The sequence below is a fragment of the Streptomyces sp. Edi2 genome (genome assembly GCF_040253635.1).
Taxonomy (GTDB): Bacteria; Actinomycetota; Actinomycetes; order Streptomycetales; family Streptomycetaceae; genus Streptomyces.
This window is the reverse complement of the sequence record NZ_JBEJGX010000003.1, coordinates 4,788,252-4,806,713: the sequence shown is the minus strand read 5'-3', so window position 1 is coordinate 4,806,713 and position 18,462 is coordinate 4,788,252. Positions and strand designations below refer to the sequence as shown.

Here is an 18,462-nt window from a genome sequence, read left to right as displayed (position 1 = left end):
ACCTTGGCCCGGTTCCGGGCACGAACACCCACGCCCGGGGCGGTCTGCCACAGACCGCCCCGGGCGTGCGCATGCGGTGCCCCCACAGCACAGGGAACCTCAGCAGCGCAGGGAACCTCAGCGGACTCCCGACGGCCGGCCGCCGTGCTCTTGCCAACGGCCGCTCGAGGCACCGGCGGCTCCGGACTCTCCGCCGCTGCCCGTGCCGCCCGCCTCCCGGAGCATTCCCCGGTCCTGCGCCCGCCGCATCGTCCGGGACGGCCACCAGGTCGCCCGCCCCAGGAGGATCAGTGCCGACGGCAGGATCACGACGCGGATGACGAAGGCGTCCAGCAGGACGGCCACCGCGAGGCTGAAGCCGATCTGCTTCATCTCGGCGAGGTGCAGGAACATATAGCTGGCGAAGACCGTCACCATGACCACCGCCGCGCTGGTGACGACCTTGGCGGAGGCGCCGACCCCGTGCAGCACCGCCTCCCGGGTCGGTACGCCGCGCAGGGCCGCCTCCCGTATGCGGCTGACGACGAAGACCTGGTAGTCCATCGACAGGCCGAAGAGGATCACGAACAGGAACAGCGGGACACGGGATCCGATGGCGCTGGTCGCCGTCGGGTCGAAGCCGAAGAGCGTGCCGGCCAGGCCGTGCTGGAAGAAGAGCACGACCAGGCCGAACGCGGCGGCAGCGGAGAGCAGGTTGAGCGCGACTCCGATCAGGCCGATCACGACGGAGCGGAAGACCAGGGCCGTCAGGAGAAACGTCACGAGCAGCAACGCCCCGACGACCAGAGGCAGTTTCTCGTTCTGGTGGGCGAGGTAGTCGGTGTCGTGCGCGACGTCCCCGCTGACCGCGAACTCCGCACCGGGCACCTTGCCCACGGTGGTCGGCAGATAGTCCCTGCGCAGGCGGTCGAGGGCGGCGAGCGCCTGCGGGGAACTGACCTTGTGGGGCGTCGACACGTCCATGGTGGTGGTGCGCCGGTCCCGCGAGGTGCGCAGGGCCGGTGCGGTGTCCTTGGCATAGAGGGAGTCCTGCCGGGTGCGTGCACCCAACTCCCTTAGCGCGGCAGCCACTTCGGGTGCCTGCGCGGCGGCGGCACGGACCACGATCTGATGCTGGACCCGCAGGTCGGGGAAGGCCGTGGTCAGCCGGTCATAGGCCTGCAGGGCGGGGATCTCGCGTGAGTGGCTGTCCTTGTTGAGGACGCGCAGCTGCATGCCCACGGCGGGTGCCGCGAGACCGAGCAGCAGCAGGACGGACAGGCACAGGGCGCGGACCGGATGGGTGCGCGCCGGGCGCAGCAGGGCGCGCCAGAGGCGGCCGGTACCGTCCGGCCGCACGCGCGGCTCCGGACGGCGGCCGGTCCGCTGTTCGCGGCGTGCCGCGCGGCGTTCAGCGCGTTGGGCGATCTTGACCAGGAGTGCGGGCAGCGCCGTCAGCGAACTGAGGACCGCGGCCAGTACGACGATGACGGTGCTGGTCGCGAGCGAGGAGAAGACCACGTCGGTGGCCAGGTAGAGGGTGGTCGTCGAGACGATGACCGCGAAGCCGGAGACCACGATCGCCCGGCCGGAGGTGGCGGCGGCCAGTTCCACCAGCGCCTCGGGCCGGAGGCGGCCGCCCGCACGGGCCCGCTCCTCGCGTTCGCGCTTGAGGAAGAAGAGCGTGTAGTCGACGCCGACCGCCATGCCGATCAGCAGGATGATGTTGGTGCCCACCCCGGCGTCCGGCATTACATGGGAGACCACCATCGACAGGCCCACGGCGGCCGCGATCGAGGTCAGTGCCAGCAGCAGCGGCACCGCCACCATCAGCGCGGACCCGAAGGCGGCCAGCAGGGTCAGCAGGGTGACGGGCAGGGTGATCGCTTCGGCGAGCGCCAGATCCTGGCTGCGCTGGGCGTTGACGCCGACACTGACCGACGGACTTCCGGTCTCCTCCACCCGCAGCCCCGGGTGGCTGCGCTGCACCGCCGCGGTCTGGCCGGCGAGCGGAGCGACATGGTCCTTGGCGTCCGCCTCCGCCCCCTTCATGATCACGGCGACCCGGAGCGCGCGGCCGTCGGCCGAGCGGACCGGGGGCGCGACCCGCGCCACCTCGGGCAGCGCCCGCATCCGGGCAGTGAGGTCCCGGACGGCCGCACCGGTCGCGGCCCCGTCCAGCGGACCGGACCGGGCGGTGATCAGCACCTGCTCGACCGGTTCATGTCCCAGACGGGCCTGGGCGGCCAGGGTCTCCGCCCGGCCGGCCTCCCCGACGCGGTAGTCCTCCGCGGTGGCGTTGTGGGTACCCGCCGAGATGCCCACCCCCAGGCACAGCACCACGAAGGCCAGCCATCCGGCGAGGGCGCGCCACGGATGCCGCGCACTCCAGGTCGCGCACCGCACCGTGACCGGCCGTCTCTCCTTCGGCCCGCGCTCCGTCGGCCGCGTTCGTACCGCCACGTTCATCTGCCTTCCCCCTCGGCATCACATCGCGCCCCCACTGGTACGCATGTAAGTCGAGAATTACAGGTGTCGGTGCAGAGCGTCAACCGTAAGATGGTGATGGCCGGAGGGCGCGGGCATGTTTGACAGTCCGTCGCGTCATGCGAAAACCTCCGCTGACAGGCGTCCGGAACGGCAAGAAGGTGGGCCATGAACAGCGAGGAGCTGCTGGCCCTGCTGTCCGCCCTGGGCCATGCGCAGCGGCTGCGAGTGATCGCCGAGCTGGCCGGCGGCCGGCTCTACGTCAGCGAACTGGCCCGCCGGCTGGAGATGTCCCGGCCGCTGCTCTATATGCACCTGGACCGCCTGGAGAAAGCCGGTCTGGTGGTGGGCCGGCTGGAGCTGTCCGAGGACGGCAAGGCGCTCAAGTACTTCGAACTGACACCGTTCGAGCTGAAGCTGAACCTGGCCACCGTCCTCGCGGCCCTCCAGGAGGACCGGTCCGGGGCGCCCGCACCGCACGGGACCGGGGACGCGGAAGACGCGGTGGAGCCGTCGGCCGCAAAGGGACCGAACGACCCTAGGGGGACCCGTACATGAACGGCAGCACCATCATCCCGATAGCCGTCCTGGTGATCATCTTCGGTACGGTCGCCACGATCGTGGTGTCGTACTTCAAGCTGCAGCGGCATCGCGCGGATGCCGCCGCGATGGCCGAGTACCGCAAGCTCGCGGAGCGGATCAACGTCCAGCAGGAGACGGTGAGCGCGCAGTTGGCGGAGCTGGGCGACCGGGTAAAGGCCGTGGAGAAGCTGCTGCACAGCGTGGGCTGAGGGCGGCTGCCCGGCTCGGGCGGAGGCCATCCGGCGGACGGAAGCCGGCCCGCGGAAAATTTTCCGCCCCGCCCGGCAACCCCCGTCCCCGTCGCACGTCGTCACGGGTGAGGGCGCCCTCAGGCGCCGCCCCGTCGACGAACGTGGAGCAGCCGACCGTGAAGTCCCCGAAGTTCAGCCGCACCTCCCGCACTTCCCCCACCGCCGCCGGTTTCCTGCCGTCCGCGGCCCGTCCCCGCCCCCTCCGCCGTCCGCGCGGTGCGGTCGGCGCCGGGCTGGTCGCTGCGCTCGCGCTGGCCGCGCTGTCCGTGGCCGGCACCGCCCAGGCCGACGACCGGGCGCCGCAGCCGCGTCCGCACACCGGCCCCGCGGCCCAGGCACCCACCCCGCGACCGGCCGGCGTCGGCACCCGGCCCACGCCCGTACCGGCCGGCGGCGTCTCCTCGGTGCCCAGCGCCCGGCCCAGCGCTCCCAGCACGCCGCCCTCCTCCGACTCACCCAGCCGGCCGGCGCCGCAGGGCAAGGTCGGGCCCCGCCCCAGCGCCTCGCCCGGCGTCCGCAGCGACGGCCCGTCCCCCCGCCCCGTCCCCGGCAAGGAATCCGGGAACAAGAAGGAACTCGCCCGCACCGGGGCCTCCTCCACGACCACCATGGCGCTCGGCGGCGTCGCCGCGGGCCTGATCGCCGTGGGTGGCGGCACCGTCTACGCGGTCCGCCGCCGGCGCGGCTGAGCCACGGCGCCAGGCCGCCCCGCCGCACCCCGAGGAATCGATGGAGTACTCCGCCGGCCCGCAGTACGCCCCGGTACGGTTCGCCGTACCGGGGCGCCGGCCTGCCCTGTGGCGGTGGCTGCTGCGCACCGCCCGCCCGGCGGCCGCCCGCCGCGAAACACCGCGCCCGGGCCACCCGGCCCGGTATCCCGCGTACGGCCAACCGGCAGCTTCCGGGGACTGGTTGCCGGACGAGGCCGCCCCCGCGCCCCCCGAACCACAGCCGACGATCAGCGAGCTCTACCACGCCCACCGGCTGGCCATGGTCCGCCTGGCCGTCCTGCTCGTCGACGACCGCGCCACCGCGGAGGACGTCGTCCAGGACGCGTTCGCCGCGCTCTACAAGCGGCACGGCGAACAGCTCGGCGAGGTCGACAATGCGCTCGCCTATCTGCGCACCGCGGTCGTCAACGCCGCCCGCTCGGTGCTGCGGCGCCGGCGTACCGCGCGCGGCTACACCCCGCCGTACGAGGCGGATGCGCCGTCCGCCGAGGAGCGGATCGTGCTGGACGAGGAGCACCGCGAGGTGTTCGCCGCGCTGAGCGGGCTGACCGCCCGCCGCCGGGAAGTGCTCGTCCTGCGCTACTGGGGCGATCTGACAGAGGCACAGATCGCGGCGACGCTGGGCATCAGCCGCGGCGCGGTGAAGTCGATCGCCAGCCGCGCACTGAAATCGCTGGAGAAGATCTTGGAGGAGCGGTCATGAACGGCCCCGGCCCCGAGGGCGCCGCGTCCGGGCGCCCCGTGGAAGACCGGCTGCGCGGGGCCTTCGCCGCGCGCGCCGAGAGCATCACCCTGAGGGACCTGCGACCGGCCGCGCCTCCGGGCCCGCACACCCGCCGCGGCCGGCTGCCCGGTCCGTTGCGGCCCTGGCTGCGCCGTCTGCGCCGTTACGGGCTGCCGCTGGCCGCGGCCGCCGCAACCGCCGCCGTCGTCATCGGCTTTCTCGCGACCGCCCCCGGCGCCTCGGACCGGCCCTTGCCCGCGACCCCGCCGCGCCCCGTCGGCCCGGCGCCCTCCCCGTCCCCTACGGGACCGTCCCCCGCCCCGTCCGCGAGCCACCCGTCGCGGGTCCCGTCCCGTACGGCCGGCCCCTACGGCTCGGGGGAGCCCAGCGGGATTCCGGACCGGCCGCCGCGCCCCTCCCGTTCGGGCACCCCCACCCCCCGGCAGACGGAGGAGCCGGGCAGCGGCCCCTCGGGGACCACCGTCACGCCCCCCACCGCCACCCCGTCGGCCACCCCCACCCCACGGCGCGCCACCCACGCAGCACCCGGCACAGGCGGCATCTCCCCGTCGCCGCGCCCCAATTGACCGCACGACGAAAGGTGACCGCACGACGAACGGGTTCCACGGACAGCAGTCCACGAGCAGCGGGCAGCGGGCAGCGATCCACGGACAGCAGTCGGCGGACGGCGGGCACCAGTCCACGGGCGCCAGTCCACGAGCAGTGGCCCACGAGCAGTCGGCACCAGCCCAGGAACAGCGGTCCACGGCCGCGGACACCGGTACACCCACAACGCCCCGCGGGCAGCAGTCCGCGAACCGGCACCCGCCCCGGCCCGGCCCTCCACCGCCCGACAGGTGGCACCCGACAGCACGCCCCCGGCCGGCCGCCCTGCCGACTCGCCCGCCCCGGCCCCGGCAGACGAAGGGGCCGAAACCAGTGGCCTTCGTTAGCCGTGCGTTAGCGGATCACCAGCACCCGCGCCGAAGGTCGTGCACACGCCACCGTCCCGGGGGAGCTCCCTATGCCGTTCACCGCCACCACAGGCCGGGCCACCACCTGCCGGGCCGCTGCCGCAGGTCTCCTCGTCGCCGCCGCGCTGACCCTGGCCACCGGCTGCCACGGCGCCCCCGGCAAGGAGAGCGACAGCTCCGTCACGGCCGTCTCGCCGGTCCCCGCCCCGCCCGCCCCGGACGACGGCAACCCGCCATCGGGCCGGGGCGGCCGGGTCGCCTGCACCCCGGAGATGCTCAGATTCCACGCCGGCGCACTGCCGCGGCGCGACCGCCGGATGCTGCTGACGGTCACCAACTTCTCCCACCGGACCTGCGACTTCGCCGCCCAGCGCTATCCGCTGCTGCGGTTCGGCAACGACCGGCAGCCCGCCCTTCCCCCGATCGGGGCGAGCCGGCCGCTCAACGTGGTCTCCCTGGCGCCCAACGACACGGCGTACGCCACGATCACCACCTCCGCCCCCGGCGGGCCGGGCGGCACAGGCCACCGCGGCCGGAAAATCTCCCAGTTCGGCGTCGCGCTGGCCGCCCGCGCCACGCCCACTCAGGTCGGCCTGGACGGCCGCGCCCCCGTCCACGTCGACCCGCACACCGCCAGCGTCACCTACTGGCAGCCCTGCCTGGCCGCCGCCCGTAAGTGGTGACGGTCCAAAGGGCTGGACCGCGGCGAGCAGGGAGAGCCCGCACCCTCCGGGACACGCCGCGCGGCTAGCCCGTTCGGGTCGCATCCAGCCATATCCTCCGGCCCACCCCTCCCCAATGATCCAAATTTGCCGCCAATGATCCTTTTGCGTTGCTGCGGCATGGCTGCGCCCGGTGCCGCTCGCCCGGTAGGCTTTCCGTGTGATCTTCAAGCGCATCGGAAACGGCCGGCCGTACCCGGACCACGGCCGGGAGAGCACCCGCCAGTGGGCGGACGTCGCCCCGCGCCCGGTACGCCTCGACCAGTTGGTGACGACCAAGCAGCAGCTCGACCTCGAGACGCTGCTCGCCGAGGACTCGACGTTCTACGGCGACCTCTTCGCGCACGTCGTGAAGTGGGAGGGCGACCTCTATCTGGAGGACGGGCTGCACCGCGCGGTACGCGCGGCTCTTCAGCAGCGCCAGGTACTGCACGCCCGCGTGCTCGAACTGGGCTGACGCACCGCCTCCCCGGCCGGCTGACCAACTGACCGGAAAACCCCCTTTACCGCCCGTCGCCGCCCAACCCACCCCGCCCGTATTGACCCTTTTGGGTTGGCTCTCGCGCGACGCGTTGATCATCTAGTAGGCACGGTGCGCCTCCCGCACTACGCTGCGCCCATGAGCATGCTGACGCCCCCAGGGATGGGCGGTAAGAAGTACCGCATCACGGGCGACAGGTATCCGCGGATGCGCCGTCCACGCCACCGCCGCCGGATCGTCCTCACCGTCGTCGCCACGGCCTGCGCCCTCGGTCTGGCCGGCTGGGGGACCCTGCAGCTCATCGACGTCTTCGGCGGCCGTGGCAGTACCGCCCAGGCCTCCCAGGGCACGGCGCCCTGCCGCGACCACGGCAAGACGGACACCCCGCAGGCCAGGACCGCCGCACAAAAACTGCCCGCGCCCGGCTCGCTGACCGTCAACGTCTTCAACGCCACCCCGCGCTCCGGACTCGCCAAGCGCACCGCCGACGAGCTCCGGAAGCGCGGCTTCAAAATCGGCGAGGTGGGCAACGCCCCCGCCGCCTACGACAAGAAGGTCAAAGGCTCCGGGATACTGCTCGGCCCCGAGGCGGCCGACGGCCCGCTGAAGGTCCTGGCCACCCAGCTCACCGGCGCTCAGCAGAAGACCGACGGCCGCAAGGGCACCGACCTCGACCTGATCATCGGTAACGCCTTCAAGGACCTGACCACCCAGCAGAACGCCGCGAAGTCCCTGGCCCTGCTGACCCACCCGTCACCGTCCCCCGCCGCCGACGCCAAGTGCTGACCGCATGCGCACGGGCCCCGCACCAACCCGTGGTGCGGGGCCCGGCCAATGATCAGACAGGGAAGCGGTAGCGCGTTCAGCCGGCCGTGCCGTACATCCGGTCCCCCGCGTCGCCGAGGCCCGGCACGATGTAGCGGTCCTCGTTCAGCCGCTCGTCGACCGCCGCGGTGACCACCGTCACCGGCGTGCCGGCCAGTTCCTTCTCCATCACGGCGACGCCCTCCGGCGCGGCCAGCAGGCAGATCGCGGTGACATCGTCCGCGCCGCGCTTGATCAGCTCACGGATCGCCGCGACCAGCGTACCGCCCGTGGCGAGCATCGGGTCGACGACGTACACCTGACGGCCCGAGAGGTCATCGGGCATCCGCGTGGCGTACGTGTGCGCCTCGTACGTCTCCTCGTTACGGACCATGCCCATGAAGCCGACCTCGGCGGTGGGCAGCAGCCGCACCATGCCGTCCAGCATGCCCAGACCGGCGCGCAGGATCGGGACGACCAGGGGGCGCGGGTGCGACAGCCGCACACCGGTGGTCGCCGTCACCGGTGTCTCGATCTCGACCTGCTCGGTGCGCACATCACGGGTGGCCTCATAGGCGAGCAGGGTGACCAGCTCGTCGGCGAGCCGCCGGAAGGTGGGGGAGTCGGTGCGCTTGTCGCGCAGAGTGGTGAGTTTGTGCGCCACCAGCGGGTGGTCGACGACGTGGATCCGCATGACATCGACACTAACCGAGCCGGAAGACCGCGGCGCCCGCCGTGCAGCACCCGACCGCCGCACACGGCATCGGAGTGTGATCGGCGTCAAACCACCGAAAGGAGGGAAAGTGGGCACGTACGCCCGATCGGCCGTCCTGCCGTCGGGCGAAGTCCTCGCCCGAGGTGGTGTGCGCGTGCCCGACCACAAGCGGACCGATGACCCGAACGACGCCGTCCTCAGCGCCGAGGGCCCGGCCCCGGACGCCGGGGCCCAGGCGGCGCGCCGACGGCGCCGCGCACAATTTCTGCGCGATCTGCACGAGGCCAAGGAGCTGCGGAACCGCGTCCAGCCGCGCCGCGTACGGGCCGAACGGATGCGCCAGGCCCTGCGGATGCGCACATTCCGCTGGTAGCGGAGCCCATTCCGCTGGTAGCGAACCACCTCCTCGCCCCCGCCCGCACTGCGGCACGTGAGCGACATCTCTCACAACCTCCGCACGACGCAGCGTCGAAGACCCCGCGCGAACGCGTTGTTTCTGCCACGATTCCGAAAGGGGCGGGACCAACGGCGTGCAGCGCCGCCCCGCCCGACCCGGCACGCCTATGACCAGTGGGAGAGTCACGGTGTACTTCGCCGCACTGCTCGCGCGCACCGAAGACGGGTGGGAAGCGAGCGATACGGAGCTCGACGATGTGGAGACGCTGAACGATCTGGCCGATCTGGCCCGAGAGGCGGCGGTCGACGACGACACGGTGGTGGCCTTCATCGAGCAGGAGGACGCCTGGTTCGGCGTCGTCCGGGTGGACGGCGAGGACGACCCACGGGTCTTCCTCTCCAACGCCGCCGCTGCCGCCCGAAGCTCGTACGGCGCGATGCTGACCGACGAGCTGCTGGGCCGCGAGGAGGACGACGCGGCCGACGACCTCGACAGCCTCGACCTGGACGGCACGGAGGACGGCGAACCCGAATCGGACAACGACGCGGAGGACGACGACGACCCCCTGGAGGCGGTGATCGGCACGGACGGCCCGCCGCACGGCCCGCTCGGCGATGCCGGGCTGCTGGCCGACCTGGGCATCGGCGAGAAGGAGCTGCTGGCCCTCGACGCTGACGCACTCAGCACCATCGCCGACGCGCTGGGCTGCACGGAAGTCCTGGAAGCCGTGCGCTGAGCCGGCCCCGGCCTGACTCCCGCCCCGGGGCCCGGCGGCCCCGCCCCGGTCACGTCCCCGACACTAGGGACATGACCGTCCCCCCATCCGCTTCTCACCCCTCCCCCGCACCCGACCCGCTGCGCGATCCGTGGAACGCACCGATGCGGCAGGCGCTGGGCGAGGCCGCCCGCGCCACCGGGACCGGTGATGTCCCGGTGGGCGCCGTCGTGCTGTCCGCGGACGGCACGGTCCTCGGCACCGGCCGCAACGAGCGGGAGGCCACCGGCGATCCGACCGCCCACGCCGAGATCCTGGCGCTGCGGGCAGCGGCCCGGACCCTGCGGGAGCAGGCATCGCGCCCGGGAGCCCGCCGGACGGACCTCGCACATGGCGCCGCCGCGGAGCCCGGCGGGCGACAGGCGGGCGAGTGGCGGCTGACGGACTGCACGCTCGTCGTCACCCTGGAACCGTGCACGATGTGCGCCGGCGCGATCGTGCTCTCCCGGGTCGACCGCGTCGTCTACGGCGCACGCGACGCCAAGGCCGGCGCGGCCGGCTCCCTCTGGGACGTCATCCGTGACCGGCGTCTCAACCACCGCCCCGAGGTCATCACCGGCGTCCTCGAAGCCGATTGCGCGGCCCTGCTGACCGACTTCTTCCGCGCCCGCTGACCGGCGTCCCGCCCCGCGCCGGCCCCGCTCCGGAATCCGATTTCGGCGCACGGCCCCCTTGAGCTAAGCTCTCTCTCGGTAGCGTGTCCGAGCGGCCGAAGGAGCGCGCCTCGAAAGCGCGTGAGGGGGCAACTCCTCCGTGGGTTCAAATCCCACCGCTACCGCTCACACACCCCTCTGAACTGTGGAAACACAGGGCAGAGGGGTGTTTTGTGTGGGGGCGTGTCCACGCCCGTCGTGGGGCGTGTCCGCACCCGTCGTAGGGATACGCCCGGGCTCATGAGCCCCGCACGGCCCCAACTGGCCTGCTGACACAGCCCTCGATGGCAGAACCCACCGTGGGGCCACGGCCCCTCAGCCTCGCGGAACAACGGAACGACGATCCTGCTGATGACCCGTGCGAGGTGGTCAGGAGCCTGGCGTGGCGAAGTAATCGCCGTGCTCCAGGTCGTCGAGCAGTGTCGGGTGAACTGGCGACCAGCCCAGCAGCTCCTGCGTGGAGACGCTGGAGACGGGCGCGTCGAGGCCGTAGGCAGTGGCCATGAACGGACTCGGGAAGTGCGTGGCAGCCTCGTCCGGGGTCAACGAGACCGCGGGCAGATCGAGGCGTCGCGCGATGGTCTCCGCGATGCTCTTCAGGGTGACGCCGCTCTCGGCCACTCCGTGCAGCACGCTGCCCGAAGGAGCCTTCTCCAATGCCAGGCGGAACAGTCCGGCCGCGTCGAGCCGGTGTACGGCGGGCCACCGGTTGGTGCCGTCGCCGACGTAGGCCGACTTGCCGGTCCTTCGTGCGGTGGCGACGAGCATGCCGATGAAGCCGTAGTCCCCGGGGCCGTGGACCGTAGGGGCGAGCCGGACCACGCTCGCGCGCACTCCCCGGGCAGCCGATGCCAGACAAGCCCGCTCGCCCGCGATGCGAAAGGCGGCGATACCAGCTGTGTCGGGCTCGTCCCCCTCGGTGCTCTCCCGGCCGGCGGGCATGACCAGCGTGCCGGAGGTGCTGACGAACGGCTTACCCGAGCCTTCCAGCGTCTGGCCGAGCGTCTCGATCGCGGTCCGGTCGCGCCTCATCATGTCGTCGAGGTCGGAGAAGTCACCGCCGAAGGCCATGTGCAGGACACCCTCGGCGGCTTCAGCGCCGCTCCGCAGACTGCCGAGGTCGTCCAGGGAGCCGCGGTGTGGTGTGGCACCCAGGGACTCCAGCCGAGCGGCGGCCGCATCCGAACGCGCCAGGCCGGTGACGGTGTGGCCGGCCGCGACGAGCTCAGCGACAACGGCGGGGCCGGTCAGACCGGAACCACCGGTAACGAAGACATGCATGGAACACCCTCTCGTTTTGTCAGTCACTGGCGTTACTTGACGCCAGTGACTGACGCTACGTAGCGCCAGTAACTGGCGTCAAGTGGTGTCGGTCACTGACATGTGCGGTAACCTCGGGGGGTGCCACGGAGCGGAGCAGAAGCGCGCCGCCGCCTTCAGCAGGCGGCCCTGGAGCTATACCGGGAGCGCGGGTTCGATCAGACCACCACGGCCGAGATCGCTGCCCGGGCCGGCGTCAACGAGCGCACGTTCTTCCGGCACTTCCCGGACAAGCGCGAGGTGCTGTTCGATGGCGAAGGCGCCCTGCGCGCCGCGCTGATACAGGCGGTGGCCGAGGCGCCCGATGGCTTGCAGCCGCTCGACATCCTGCTTGGCGCCTTCCGGAAGGCCGGGCGGACCCTTGAGGAGAACCTCCCGTTCTCCGCACCACGACGAGAAGTCATCGCCAGGACACCAGCGCTCCGCGAACGCGATTTGACCAAGGCCGCGTCGCTGACCGAAGCCGTGGCGGAGGCGCTGCGGCAGCGGGACGTCGCCGACCGGCTGGCCGGCCTGGCTGCTCAGACCGGGTGGGCCGCCTTTCATCAAGCAGCCCAAGCCTGGATCGACGACCCCTCACAGAGCTTGGACGCTCACCTCTCCCGGGCCTTCGACGATCTGCGCACCCTCTTCGCGACCACCCTGCCGGCGAAGGCACACCCCGAAAGCTGATGCCGCGCCGCGAGGCCGGTTACTTCTTCACTGCCAGGGCGACGCCCAGCATGCGGGCGAATACTCCGACCATCGTCACATCGTCCTGGTGCAGGTCCCCCGGCCGGAGACCGTCGACGGCCAGAACTCCGAAGGATTCATCTCCCGCCGTCACGGCACAGGCGATATAGGTCTTATAGCTGTCGCTGTCGGGCTTTAACACATCGGGTAAGAGGTCCACATTTTCCACGAACGTGCTGGTGCCGTCGTCGAGCAGCTTCAAAAGCTCCTTGCCGCGGAGGTCCGTCTCCCGGAATGTCGTCACGGGTGCCACATTCCGGCCCGACCAGAGACTGTTACGGCATTTCACCTCGCGCTGCCCGGCCGGCGTACCAGGAACCTGCTCCAGAAAACAGGCCCGCACGTCCTGCGGGCCGATCAGTGAAGCAGTGAGCGAGACGATCGCCTGCTTGGTCTGCTGCTGCAGGGCATTTCGTTCAGCCTTTGTCGGACTCGAAACAATCTGACCGAGGTTGGACGCAAGTGGAACGAGCACATCTTCGAATGCCCGCCGCTGGTTCTTCGTCGCCGCCTTTGCGGCCTCGTTTGCCGTGGTGACCCGACGGCTGGCCAGCCAGACCGTGGCCACCGTGGCCACGCTCCCGACCCCTGTGATCACCCAGAACAACCACGTGGCCATGTCCAGCCCGATGACCATTTGAGCCACATACGCCAGGACCGCCAGCGCACCGGCGGAAAACGCACCCCACCCCATGTGCAACCCCTCCCCTGTCCCCAACCCCAGGCTGCTTGCGCTGTCACGCACGATACACACAGAGTAGTCTCATCGGGCGAAATTCGTTTATCTCAGGGTTGGTTCGGGTACCCCTGGGCTAGTGTGTGATGCCGGATAAGGGCGATGTGCTCGACGTTACGGTGGGTGCACGTCGGGATGGGGGCCGCTCATGATCGCAAGACGAGTGGCCAGTTGTGGTAGTGATCTCGCTGTGAAACAGATCGGCAGCTCACGGCGGGTGTTCACCTCGGGGGTTAGGGACGGAGCTTATGCCCGACCGCCGCGACAAACGCACACGCGATGCAGAATCCTGGGGGGATTCCGTCATGAGTACGACTGCAGGTGTCTGGAACGGCGTGGCCTTAGAAACAGACCCGCGTATCGGCGAGTTTCAAGCAGATCCCGCTGCGTATATGGAGCAGCGCGCCGGAGCATGGCGTTCAGGTGACCTGGCGCAGGAACAGGCCCGCATCCTCAAACAGAAGAACCAGTCCCTTCGGCTGACGCTGAAAACATTCCTGGGTCTTCTGCGCGGCAAGTGACACAGCCGGGGCTGTAGGCGGCCGGCGCTGCGGTCGGCCAGGGCGGAACCCGGCATCGCCGGAACTCCGACGGCCCGAGGCAAGCCGGCGCACAGCAAAAAGCGGCGCGCCCGTCGGAACGGACGCGCCGCGAGGCCTCGTCGGCCCGTGGGAAATGCCTAGTCGTTGCGCCGGTTGCGCGCCGCACGGCGGAAGAAGCGCACGATCAGCCAGATCACCAGGATCACGACGACGAGGAAGACAACGAACAGCACGATCAGGAAGATGCCGAGCTTCTTGAAGAAGCCGCCCTTCTTCTTCGCCTTCGACTTCCACTTCGACGTCTTGGACTTCTTGGCCTTGAAGACGGTCTTGAGCGGAGCCGCGTGGTGCGCGCTGTGGTGGCGGTAGACAGCGGACCGCGCGGGCGCGGCGGCGAGCCGGGAGGCATCGGCGCTGCGGGCCGGGGCGCTCGCGGTGGCCGCCGCTCGGGTGTCGTCCACCGCGCCGCGACCCGCCGCCGTGGCCGGTGCGACGGCCGCGGCCAGCAGGCCGACCAGCAGCGCCAGCACGACGGCCGGCCGCCGCCGCGTCAGGGGCGACCGGGAGTTCCCCGGAGCAGGACGGGCGGCCGCGGAGGACGAATCGGGTTCGCGCGGTACGGAGTTCATGGGCATTCTTCGTTTCCCCCTTGGGTCGAGCGTTCAGCCATTATGGGCGGTGACGGACACCCCGGCGGAAGTCTCGACCTCCAGAAGAGAGGCGCTGTGCCGCTCCTCGTCGAAGGCCGCACGGCCGCCGCGCAGCCCGAAGAGCCGCTTGGTGAGCAGGATGTAGAGCACCGCCAGGATGTTGATCACCAGCGTGGCGATCTTGAGCCAGCTGACCTTCTCGGTCAGCTCGTAGATCTCCAGCGGCAGGAAGGCCGCCGTCGCCACCACCGTCAGGTACTCCGCCCACCGCTTGGCGCGCCACAGGCCGACGCCCTCGACGATCTCCACCAGGGCGTACAGCAGCAGCAGCGCGGCCACCAGCATCAAGGTGGAGTGGCGGTAGCCGAAGGTCTTCTGGATGGTGCCGACGACCGGTGAGTGGTCCAGGTCGTAGTGGAAGTGCCGGGCCACCGGGCGGAGCACGGCGATGTACTCGTCGAAGAACCGGCGGACGGCATCCTTGCGGTTGCTGAACTGCCATACGCCGACCGCGGCCAGCACGATGAACACGCCGCGCACCGCACGCTCGACGGCCAGGAACCGCAGGATGAACAGATCCCGCAGCACCTTGCCCCGCGGGACCAGCGGGGCATCGGCGGCAGGCCCGGAGCCGTGCGGGTCGCCGAGGGCGAAGTCGCCGCAGCGCAGACAGCGCCAGGCCTCGCCGAGAGCGGTCTGTGCGCGCAGTTTGTTCCGGAGGTATTCCTCGTGCGGGAGGTAGGTGATGTGCCCGCGGCGCGCGCAGGTACGCCGGTCCCAGTCGATCTTCATCGTTGGAGCCTGTGTTCCTTTCGTCGTCCCACACGGCGGCACGCCGCGGCTCGCGGCGCGCTGCCGCGCTCCGTTGTGTCGCGTACATGATGCATGCCGTATGCGGCGTGCCGGCCAGGCGCTCCGGGCCGTATGACGTCCGCGGGCATCCGGGTCGTACACCTCGTACGCCTCGTACGGCTCCTACGTCTCCCACCTGTACGGCTCGTACGACTCGTACGGGGTGGGAGACGCGGGGGCTGTGCGTGCGGTTGCAGACGCGCGACGGAGCCCCGCCGCCGGGCCGTGTCCTGGGACCCCCCGTGGCATCCAGGGGTGGCTCGGAGGCGGGGCTCCTGTCCGGGCGGGAGCGGCGTAAGGGATGACCGCTCCCCCGGTGCGGACCGGACCTCGAGTCCGCGCCGTCGCCAAGGGGGCGGTGAGGGCGCGGACCCCGCAGCGAGGCCCTGGTCCCGGGCCCGTGGATTCCTGCCAGATCCCCCGGGCCACCTCCCTCATGGTGCCGCGGGGGACCTGTCCCAACAGGCAGACAAAAGCCCTCCTTTGGTAGGCCTTTGGTCCATAAAGTCCGGATCAGTGCCGCAGTGCGGGGGTGCGGCCGGCGGCCCCTTGCAGAGGACCCGTGGGCTCGACTCCCGCGATCGAACACGTGTGGTTACACTCGCCCGACTGCCGGGAAGTGCAGGTACTGCCGTAGGGGACTGCGTAGGGGAGACGGGACTGATGGCGCAGGCGAAGAAGATCGCGTTGTACATGGTCATCGTCTTCGTGCTGTACACGATCATCACCTCCCCTCAGCGGGCCGCCGAAATGGTGCAGATAGGCTTCGAGGGCATCTCGTCCGCCGCTCAGGGCGTCGGCGAGTTCATGACGCAGCTGATCAAATAGGGGCCGCCCGGTCCGGCCGGCAGACCCTGGAGCCGCCCGAGGCACCGGACCGGCCCGCGATCGGCCGGCGCCCCCGCCCCGGCCAGCCGGCCCATCGGACCGGCTGCGCCCCGCCCGCCGTACGGAGGCCCCCAGTGATCCGCCACCTGGTCCTGTTCAAGCTCAATGAAGGTGTCTCCCGCGACGAGGAGCGGGTGCAGGCCGGCGTCCGCGCCTTCGAGGCGCTGGAGGGCGAGATTCCGGAACTGACGTTCTGGGAGTGCGCCTGGAACATCACCGACCGCCCGATCGCCTACGACTTCGCGATCAACTCCGCCGTGGCCGACACGGACGCCCTCAAGCGCTATATCGAGCACCCGGCCCACCAGGCGGCCGCCGCGCAGTGGCGCGAATTCGCCACCTGGGTGATCGCCGACTACGAATTCTGAGCCCCGGCACCCCCGCACCTCATCTCGCCGAGCCCCCCGCACCCTCCGGGCGGGGGGCTTCGCCGTACCCCCGGGCGCCCACCACCGCCCACCGGCCTCCCGACCGCCCCACGCCCGCCCCAACTCTCTGTTCAACACGGCGTTATGGGGTGCTTGCACACAGTGCACATGTCTTGTGATGCTATGACCGCTTTTGCCGGATACATGCACTGTGAAGGGTGGCGTGACCGTGACGGCCCGTACTGCGCCCAAGGCTCCATCCCGCGAGAGCCGAAGCGCGGACACGCGGGCGCTCACGCAGGTGCTGTTCGCGGAGTTGACGGACCTCGAGCCCGGCACCCCCGAGCACACCCGGGTCCGGGCCGCACTGATCGAGGCCAACCTGCCGCTGGTCCGCTATGCCGCGGCGCGCTTCCGCAGCCGTAATGAGCCGATGGAGGACGTCATCCAGGTCGGCACCATCGGCCTGATCAACGCCATCGACCGGTTCGATCCGGACCGGGGCGTCCAGTTCCCCACCTTCGCCATGCCCACCGTTGTCGGCGAGATCAAACGCTACTTTCGAGACAATGTCCGTACGGTCCATGTACCGCGCCGCCTCCATGAGCTCTGGGTGCAGGTCAACGGCGCGACCGAGGATCTGACGGTGCTGCACGGCCGCTCGCCCACCACCGCCGAGATCGCCGAACGGCTCAAGATCGGCGAGGACGAGGTGCTGGCCTGCCTGGAGGCGGGCCGCTCGTATCACGCCACCTCGCTGGAGGCCGCCCAGGAGGGCGACGGCCTGCCCGGCCTGCTGGACCGCCTCGGGTACGAGGACCCGGAGCTGGCCGGCGTCGAGCACCGCGACCTCGTACGGCACCTTCTCGTCCAGCTGCCCGAACGCGAGCAGCGGATCCTTCTGCTGCGTTACTACAGCAATCTGACGCAGTCACAGATCAGTGCGGAGCTAGGGGTGTCGCAGATGCATGTCTCGCGGCTACTGTCGCGGAGCTTCGCCCGACTGCGATCCGCAAACAGGATCGACGCGTAGCCGGGACGAGCGACCCGATCCTGCACAGATATGTCGACAAGGCGCTACAGCGTGTTGCCGACATGTGACATTCTGCAGGAACCGCGTTTGCCGTAGCGCTGCCTCCGGTATTCAGGTGGAGGTATCACTCCTCGGTCCGCCCCGGCCCGAGGACGCCACAGCGACCCGACCGCGACCTCAAGGGGGTGGCATGTCCGTAGAACTGGGCAGCTCGAAGGTGCTTGCCGCGATTCCCGCGCCCGCACCACACGTGCATGACGACGACGCCATCAACACCCGCACGCTCTCCCGCTCCCTGTTCCTGCGGCTGGCCTCGCTCGACAAGGACTGCGCGGAACGCACCTACGTCCGTGACACGCTCATCGAGCTGAACCTCCCGCTCGTCCGCTATGCGGCCGCTCGCTTCCGCAGTCGCAACGAGCCGATGGAGGACATCGTCCAGGTCGGCACCATCGGCCTGATCAAGGCGATCGACCGTTTCGATTGCGAACGCGGCGTGGAATTCCCGACGTTCGCGATGCCGACCGTCGTTGGCGAGATCAAGCGCTTCTTCCGTGACACGTCGTGGTCGGTACGCGTCCCGCGCCGGCTCCAGGAGCTCCGGCTCGCCCTCACCAAGGCCAGCGACGAGCTCTCCCAGAAGCTGGACCGCTCCCCGACCGTCCCCGAACTGGCCCTGTGCCTGGGGGTGTCGGAGGAGGACGTCGTCGACGGCCTGGCCGTCGGCAATGCGTACACCGCCTCCTCGCTCGACTCCCCCTCTCCCGAGGACGACGGCGGCGAGGGCTCCCTCGCGGACCGCCTCGGCTACGAGGACTCCGCCCTGGAAGGCGTGGAGTACCGCGAATCGCTCAAGCCCCTGCTGGCCAAACTCCCGGCCCGCGAGCGCCAGATCATCATGCTGCGCTTCTTCGCCAACATGACGCAGTCCCAGATCGGCGAGGAGGTCGGCATCTCCCAGATGCACGTCTCCCGGCTGCTCACCCGCACCCTGGCGCAGCTGCGCGAGGGCCTGATCTCCGACTGAGGAACGGTCCGCCGAGGGGCCGCACGACGCTTGGCGCCG

Annotated in this window: 23 protein-coding genes and 1 tRNA gene; 18 read left to right on the top strand and 6 right to left on the bottom strand. The window is 70.7% G+C overall.

Annotation, left to right across the window (positions count from 1 at the left end; all coding sequences use genetic code 11):
* Positions 1-117: 117 nt before the first annotated feature.
* Positions 118-2,448, bottom strand: a complete 2,331-nt coding sequence (locus ABR737_RS24665) for an MMPL family transporter (protein ID WP_350252341.1) — start codon at positions 2,446-2,448, stop codon at positions 118-120.
* A 186-nt stretch (positions 2,449-2,634) separates the two neighbouring features.
* Between ABR737_RS24665 and ABR737_RS24660 the strand changes: the two genes are divergently transcribed.
* From ABR737_RS24660 to ABR737_RS24625, 8 genes are all read left to right on the top strand, one after another.
* Positions 2,635-3,024, top strand: coding sequence for an ArsR/SmtB family transcription factor (locus ABR737_RS24660; protein WP_350252339.1), 390 nt, complete (start codon positions 2,635-2,637; stop codon positions 3,022-3,024).
* Positions 3,021-3,257, top strand: coding sequence for a hypothetical protein (locus ABR737_RS24655; RefSeq protein ID WP_350252338.1), 237 nt, complete (start codon positions 3,021-3,023; stop codon positions 3,255-3,257). The genes ABR737_RS24660 and ABR737_RS24655 overlap by 4 nt, the downstream gene beginning before the upstream one ends.
* A gap of 158 nt (positions 3,258-3,415) precedes the next feature.
* Positions 3,416-3,988 (top strand): LPXTG cell wall anchor domain-containing protein, encoded by a 573-nt coding sequence (locus ABR737_RS24650; protein ID WP_350252337.1) that lies wholly within the window; start codon positions 3,416-3,418, stop codon positions 3,986-3,988.
* A 40-nt stretch (positions 3,989-4,028) separates the two neighbouring features.
* Positions 4,029-4,733, top strand: a complete 705-nt coding sequence (locus tag ABR737_RS24645) for an RNA polymerase sigma factor (protein ID WP_350252335.1) — start codon at positions 4,029-4,031, stop codon at positions 4,731-4,733.
* Positions 4,730-5,341 carry a chromosomal replication initiator protein DnaA gene (locus tag ABR737_RS24640; RefSeq protein ID WP_350252333.1) on the top strand — a complete coding sequence of 204 codons (612 nt, stop codon included), beginning with the start codon at positions 4,730-4,732 and terminating at the stop codon, positions 5,339-5,341. The genes ABR737_RS24645 and ABR737_RS24640 overlap by 4 nt, the downstream gene beginning before the upstream one ends.
* Positions 5,342-5,778: 437 nt before the next feature.
* Positions 5,779-6,411 (top strand): DUF4232 domain-containing protein, encoded by a 633-nt coding sequence (locus tag ABR737_RS24635; protein WP_350252331.1) that lies wholly within the window; start codon positions 5,779-5,781, stop codon positions 6,409-6,411.
* 199 nt (positions 6,412-6,610) lie between these two features.
* Positions 6,611-6,907 carry a type II toxin-antitoxin system VapB family antitoxin gene (locus ABR737_RS24630; protein ID WP_030084955.1) on the top strand — a complete coding sequence of 99 codons (297 nt, stop codon included), beginning with the start codon at positions 6,611-6,613 and terminating at the stop codon, positions 6,905-6,907.
* Positions 6,908-7,069: 162 nt separating this feature from the next.
* Positions 7,070-7,717 carry a LytR C-terminal domain-containing protein gene (locus ABR737_RS24625; protein WP_502964368.1) on the top strand — a complete coding sequence of 216 codons (648 nt, stop codon included), beginning with the start codon at positions 7,070-7,072 and terminating at the stop codon, positions 7,715-7,717.
* A 76-nt stretch (positions 7,718-7,793) separates the two neighbouring features.
* Here the strand turns inward: ABR737_RS24625 and upp are convergent, their stop codons facing one another.
* A complete protein-coding gene (gene upp, locus ABR737_RS24620) occupies positions 7,794-8,429 on the bottom strand; it encodes a uracil phosphoribosyltransferase (RefSeq protein ID WP_350252330.1) in 636 nt (211 codons plus the stop codon).
* Between the two features lie 169 nt (positions 8,430-8,598).
* Here upp and ABR737_RS24615 point away from each other — a divergent pair, with 169 nt between their 5' ends.
* The 4 genes from ABR737_RS24615 (at position 8,599) to ABR737_RS24600 (ending at position 10,400) form a co-directional block, all read left to right on the top strand.
* The gene (locus ABR737_RS24615) at positions 8,599-8,823 is read left to right on the top strand and encodes a hypothetical protein (RefSeq protein ID WP_502964501.1); all 225 of its coding nucleotides are present in this window, start codon (positions 8,599-8,601) and stop codon (positions 8,821-8,823) included.
* 211 nt (positions 8,824-9,034) lie between these two features.
* Complete coding sequence (locus ABR737_RS24610) at positions 9,035-9,583, top strand: tRNA adenosine deaminase-associated protein (protein WP_350256910.1); 549 nt, start codon at positions 9,035-9,037, stop codon at positions 9,581-9,583.
* Positions 9,584-9,654: 71 nt separating this feature from the next.
* Positions 9,655-10,236 carry a nucleoside deaminase gene (locus ABR737_RS24605; protein ID WP_350252328.1) on the top strand — a complete coding sequence of 194 codons (582 nt, stop codon included), beginning with the start codon at positions 9,655-9,657 and terminating at the stop codon, positions 10,234-10,236.
* 77 nt (positions 10,237-10,313) lie between these two features.
* Positions 10,314-10,400: transfer RNA gene (locus ABR737_RS24600), tRNA-Ser, on the top strand.
* A gap of 244 nt (positions 10,401-10,644) precedes the next feature.
* Here ABR737_RS24600 and ABR737_RS24595 read toward each other — a convergent pair.
* Positions 10,645-11,556 (bottom strand): SDR family oxidoreductase, encoded by a 912-nt coding sequence (locus tag ABR737_RS24595; RefSeq protein ID WP_350252327.1) that lies wholly within the window; start codon positions 11,554-11,556, stop codon positions 10,645-10,647.
* A gap of 120 nt (positions 11,557-11,676) precedes the next feature.
* On the opposite strand from ABR737_RS24595, the gene ABR737_RS24590 reads away from it, so the two are divergent.
* On the top strand, positions 11,677-12,267 hold the full coding sequence (locus tag ABR737_RS24590; protein WP_350252325.1) for a TetR family transcriptional regulator: 591 nt from the start codon (positions 11,677-11,679) through the stop codon (positions 12,265-12,267).
* A gap of 19 nt (positions 12,268-12,286) precedes the next feature.
* On the opposite strand, the gene ABR737_RS24585 is transcribed toward ABR737_RS24590, so the two are convergent.
* On the bottom strand, positions 12,287-13,072 hold the full coding sequence (locus ABR737_RS24585) for a hypothetical protein (protein WP_350252323.1): 786 nt from the start codon (positions 13,070-13,072) through the stop codon (positions 12,287-12,289).
* 296 nt (positions 13,073-13,368) lie between these two features.
* On the opposite strand from ABR737_RS24585, the gene ABR737_RS24580 reads away from it, so the two are divergent.
* A complete protein-coding gene (locus ABR737_RS24580; protein ID WP_143034551.1) occupies positions 13,369-13,584 on the top strand; it encodes a hypothetical protein in 216 nt (71 codons plus the stop codon).
* Between the two features lie 158 nt (positions 13,585-13,742).
* On the opposite strand, the gene ABR737_RS24575 is transcribed toward ABR737_RS24580, so the two are convergent.
* Positions 13,743-14,234 (bottom strand): hypothetical protein, encoded by a 492-nt coding sequence (locus ABR737_RS24575; protein ID WP_350252322.1) that lies wholly within the window; start codon positions 14,232-14,234, stop codon positions 13,743-13,745.
* Between the two features lie 33 nt (positions 14,235-14,267).
* Positions 14,268-15,047, bottom strand: coding sequence for a DUF2127 domain-containing protein (locus ABR737_RS24570; protein WP_350252320.1), 780 nt, complete (start codon positions 15,045-15,047; stop codon positions 14,268-14,270).
* A gap of 723 nt (positions 15,048-15,770) precedes the next feature.
* On the opposite strand from ABR737_RS24570, the gene ABR737_RS24565 reads away from it, so the two are divergent.
* The 4 genes from ABR737_RS24565 to ABR737_RS24550 all read left to right on the top strand — a co-directional run bounded on the left by ABR737_RS24565 (position 15,771) and on the right by ABR737_RS24550 (position 18,423).
* A complete protein-coding gene (locus ABR737_RS24565; RefSeq protein ID WP_164993001.1) occupies positions 15,771-15,935 on the top strand; it encodes a hypothetical protein in 165 nt (54 codons plus the stop codon).
* A gap of 134 nt (positions 15,936-16,069) precedes the next feature.
* Positions 16,070-16,363, top strand: a complete 294-nt coding sequence (locus ABR737_RS24560) for a Dabb family protein (RefSeq protein ID WP_350252318.1) — start codon at positions 16,070-16,072, stop codon at positions 16,361-16,363.
* 223 nt (positions 16,364-16,586) lie between these two features.
* Positions 16,587-17,396: an RNA polymerase sigma factor SigF gene (locus tag ABR737_RS24555; RefSeq protein ID WP_026169670.1), complete on the top strand. Its 810-nt coding sequence runs from the start codon at positions 16,587-16,589 to the stop codon at positions 17,394-17,396.
* Positions 17,397-17,586: 190 nt separating this feature from the next.
* Complete coding sequence (locus tag ABR737_RS24550; protein ID WP_030415863.1) at positions 17,587-18,423, top strand: RNA polymerase sigma factor SigF; 837 nt, start codon at positions 17,587-17,589, stop codon at positions 18,421-18,423.
* Positions 18,424-18,462: the final 39 nt, after the last annotated feature.

Bases quoted from the DNA above. Each gene is read 5' to 3' on its own strand.
- ABR737_RS24665 (WP_350252341.1), bottom strand. From the start codon at position 2,448: ATGAACGTGGCGGTACGAACGCGGCCGACGGAGCGCGGGCCGAAGGAG.
- ABR737_RS24660 (WP_350252339.1), top strand. From the start codon at position 2,635: ATGAACAGCGAGGAGCTGCTGGCCCTGCTGTCCGCCCTGGGCCATGCG.
- ABR737_RS24655 (WP_350252338.1), top strand. From the start codon at position 3,021: ATGAACGGCAGCACCATCATCCCGATAGCCGTCCTGGTGATCATCTTC.
- ABR737_RS24645 (WP_350252335.1), top strand. From the start codon at position 4,029: ATGGAGTACTCCGCCGGCCCGCAGTACGCCCCGGTACGGTTCGCCGTA.
- ABR737_RS24640 (WP_350252333.1), top strand. From the start codon at position 4,730: ATGAACGGCCCCGGCCCCGAGGGCGCCGCGTCCGGGCGCCCCGTGGAA.
- ABR737_RS24635 (WP_350252331.1), top strand. From the start codon at position 5,779: ATGCCGTTCACCGCCACCACAGGCCGGGCCACCACCTGCCGGGCCGCT.
- ABR737_RS24625 (WP_502964368.1), top strand. From the start codon at position 7,070: ATGAGCATGCTGACGCCCCCAGGGATGGGCGGTAAGAAGTACCGCATC.
- upp (WP_350252330.1), bottom strand. From the start codon at position 8,429: ATGCGGATCCACGTCGTCGACCACCCGCTGGTGGCGCACAAACTCACC.
- ABR737_RS24605 (WP_350252328.1), top strand. From the start codon at position 9,655: ATGACCGTCCCCCCATCCGCTTCTCACCCCTCCCCCGCACCCGACCCG.
- ABR737_RS24595 (WP_350252327.1), bottom strand. From the start codon at position 11,556: ATGCATGTCTTCGTTACCGGTGGTTCCGGTCTGACCGGCCCCGCCGTT.
- ABR737_RS24580 (WP_143034551.1), top strand. From the start codon at position 13,369: ATGAGTACGACTGCAGGTGTCTGGAACGGCGTGGCCTTAGAAACAGAC.
- ABR737_RS24575 (WP_350252322.1), bottom strand. From the start codon at position 14,234: ATGAACTCCGTACCGCGCGAACCCGATTCGTCCTCCGCGGCCGCCCGT.
- ABR737_RS24570 (WP_350252320.1), bottom strand. From the start codon at position 15,047: ATGAAGATCGACTGGGACCGGCGTACCTGCGCGCGCCGCGGGCACATC.
- ABR737_RS24565 (WP_164993001.1), top strand. From the start codon at position 15,771: ATGGCGCAGGCGAAGAAGATCGCGTTGTACATGGTCATCGTCTTCGTG.
- ABR737_RS24550 (WP_030415863.1), top strand. From the start codon at position 17,587: ATGTCCGTAGAACTGGGCAGCTCGAAGGTGCTTGCCGCGATTCCCGCG.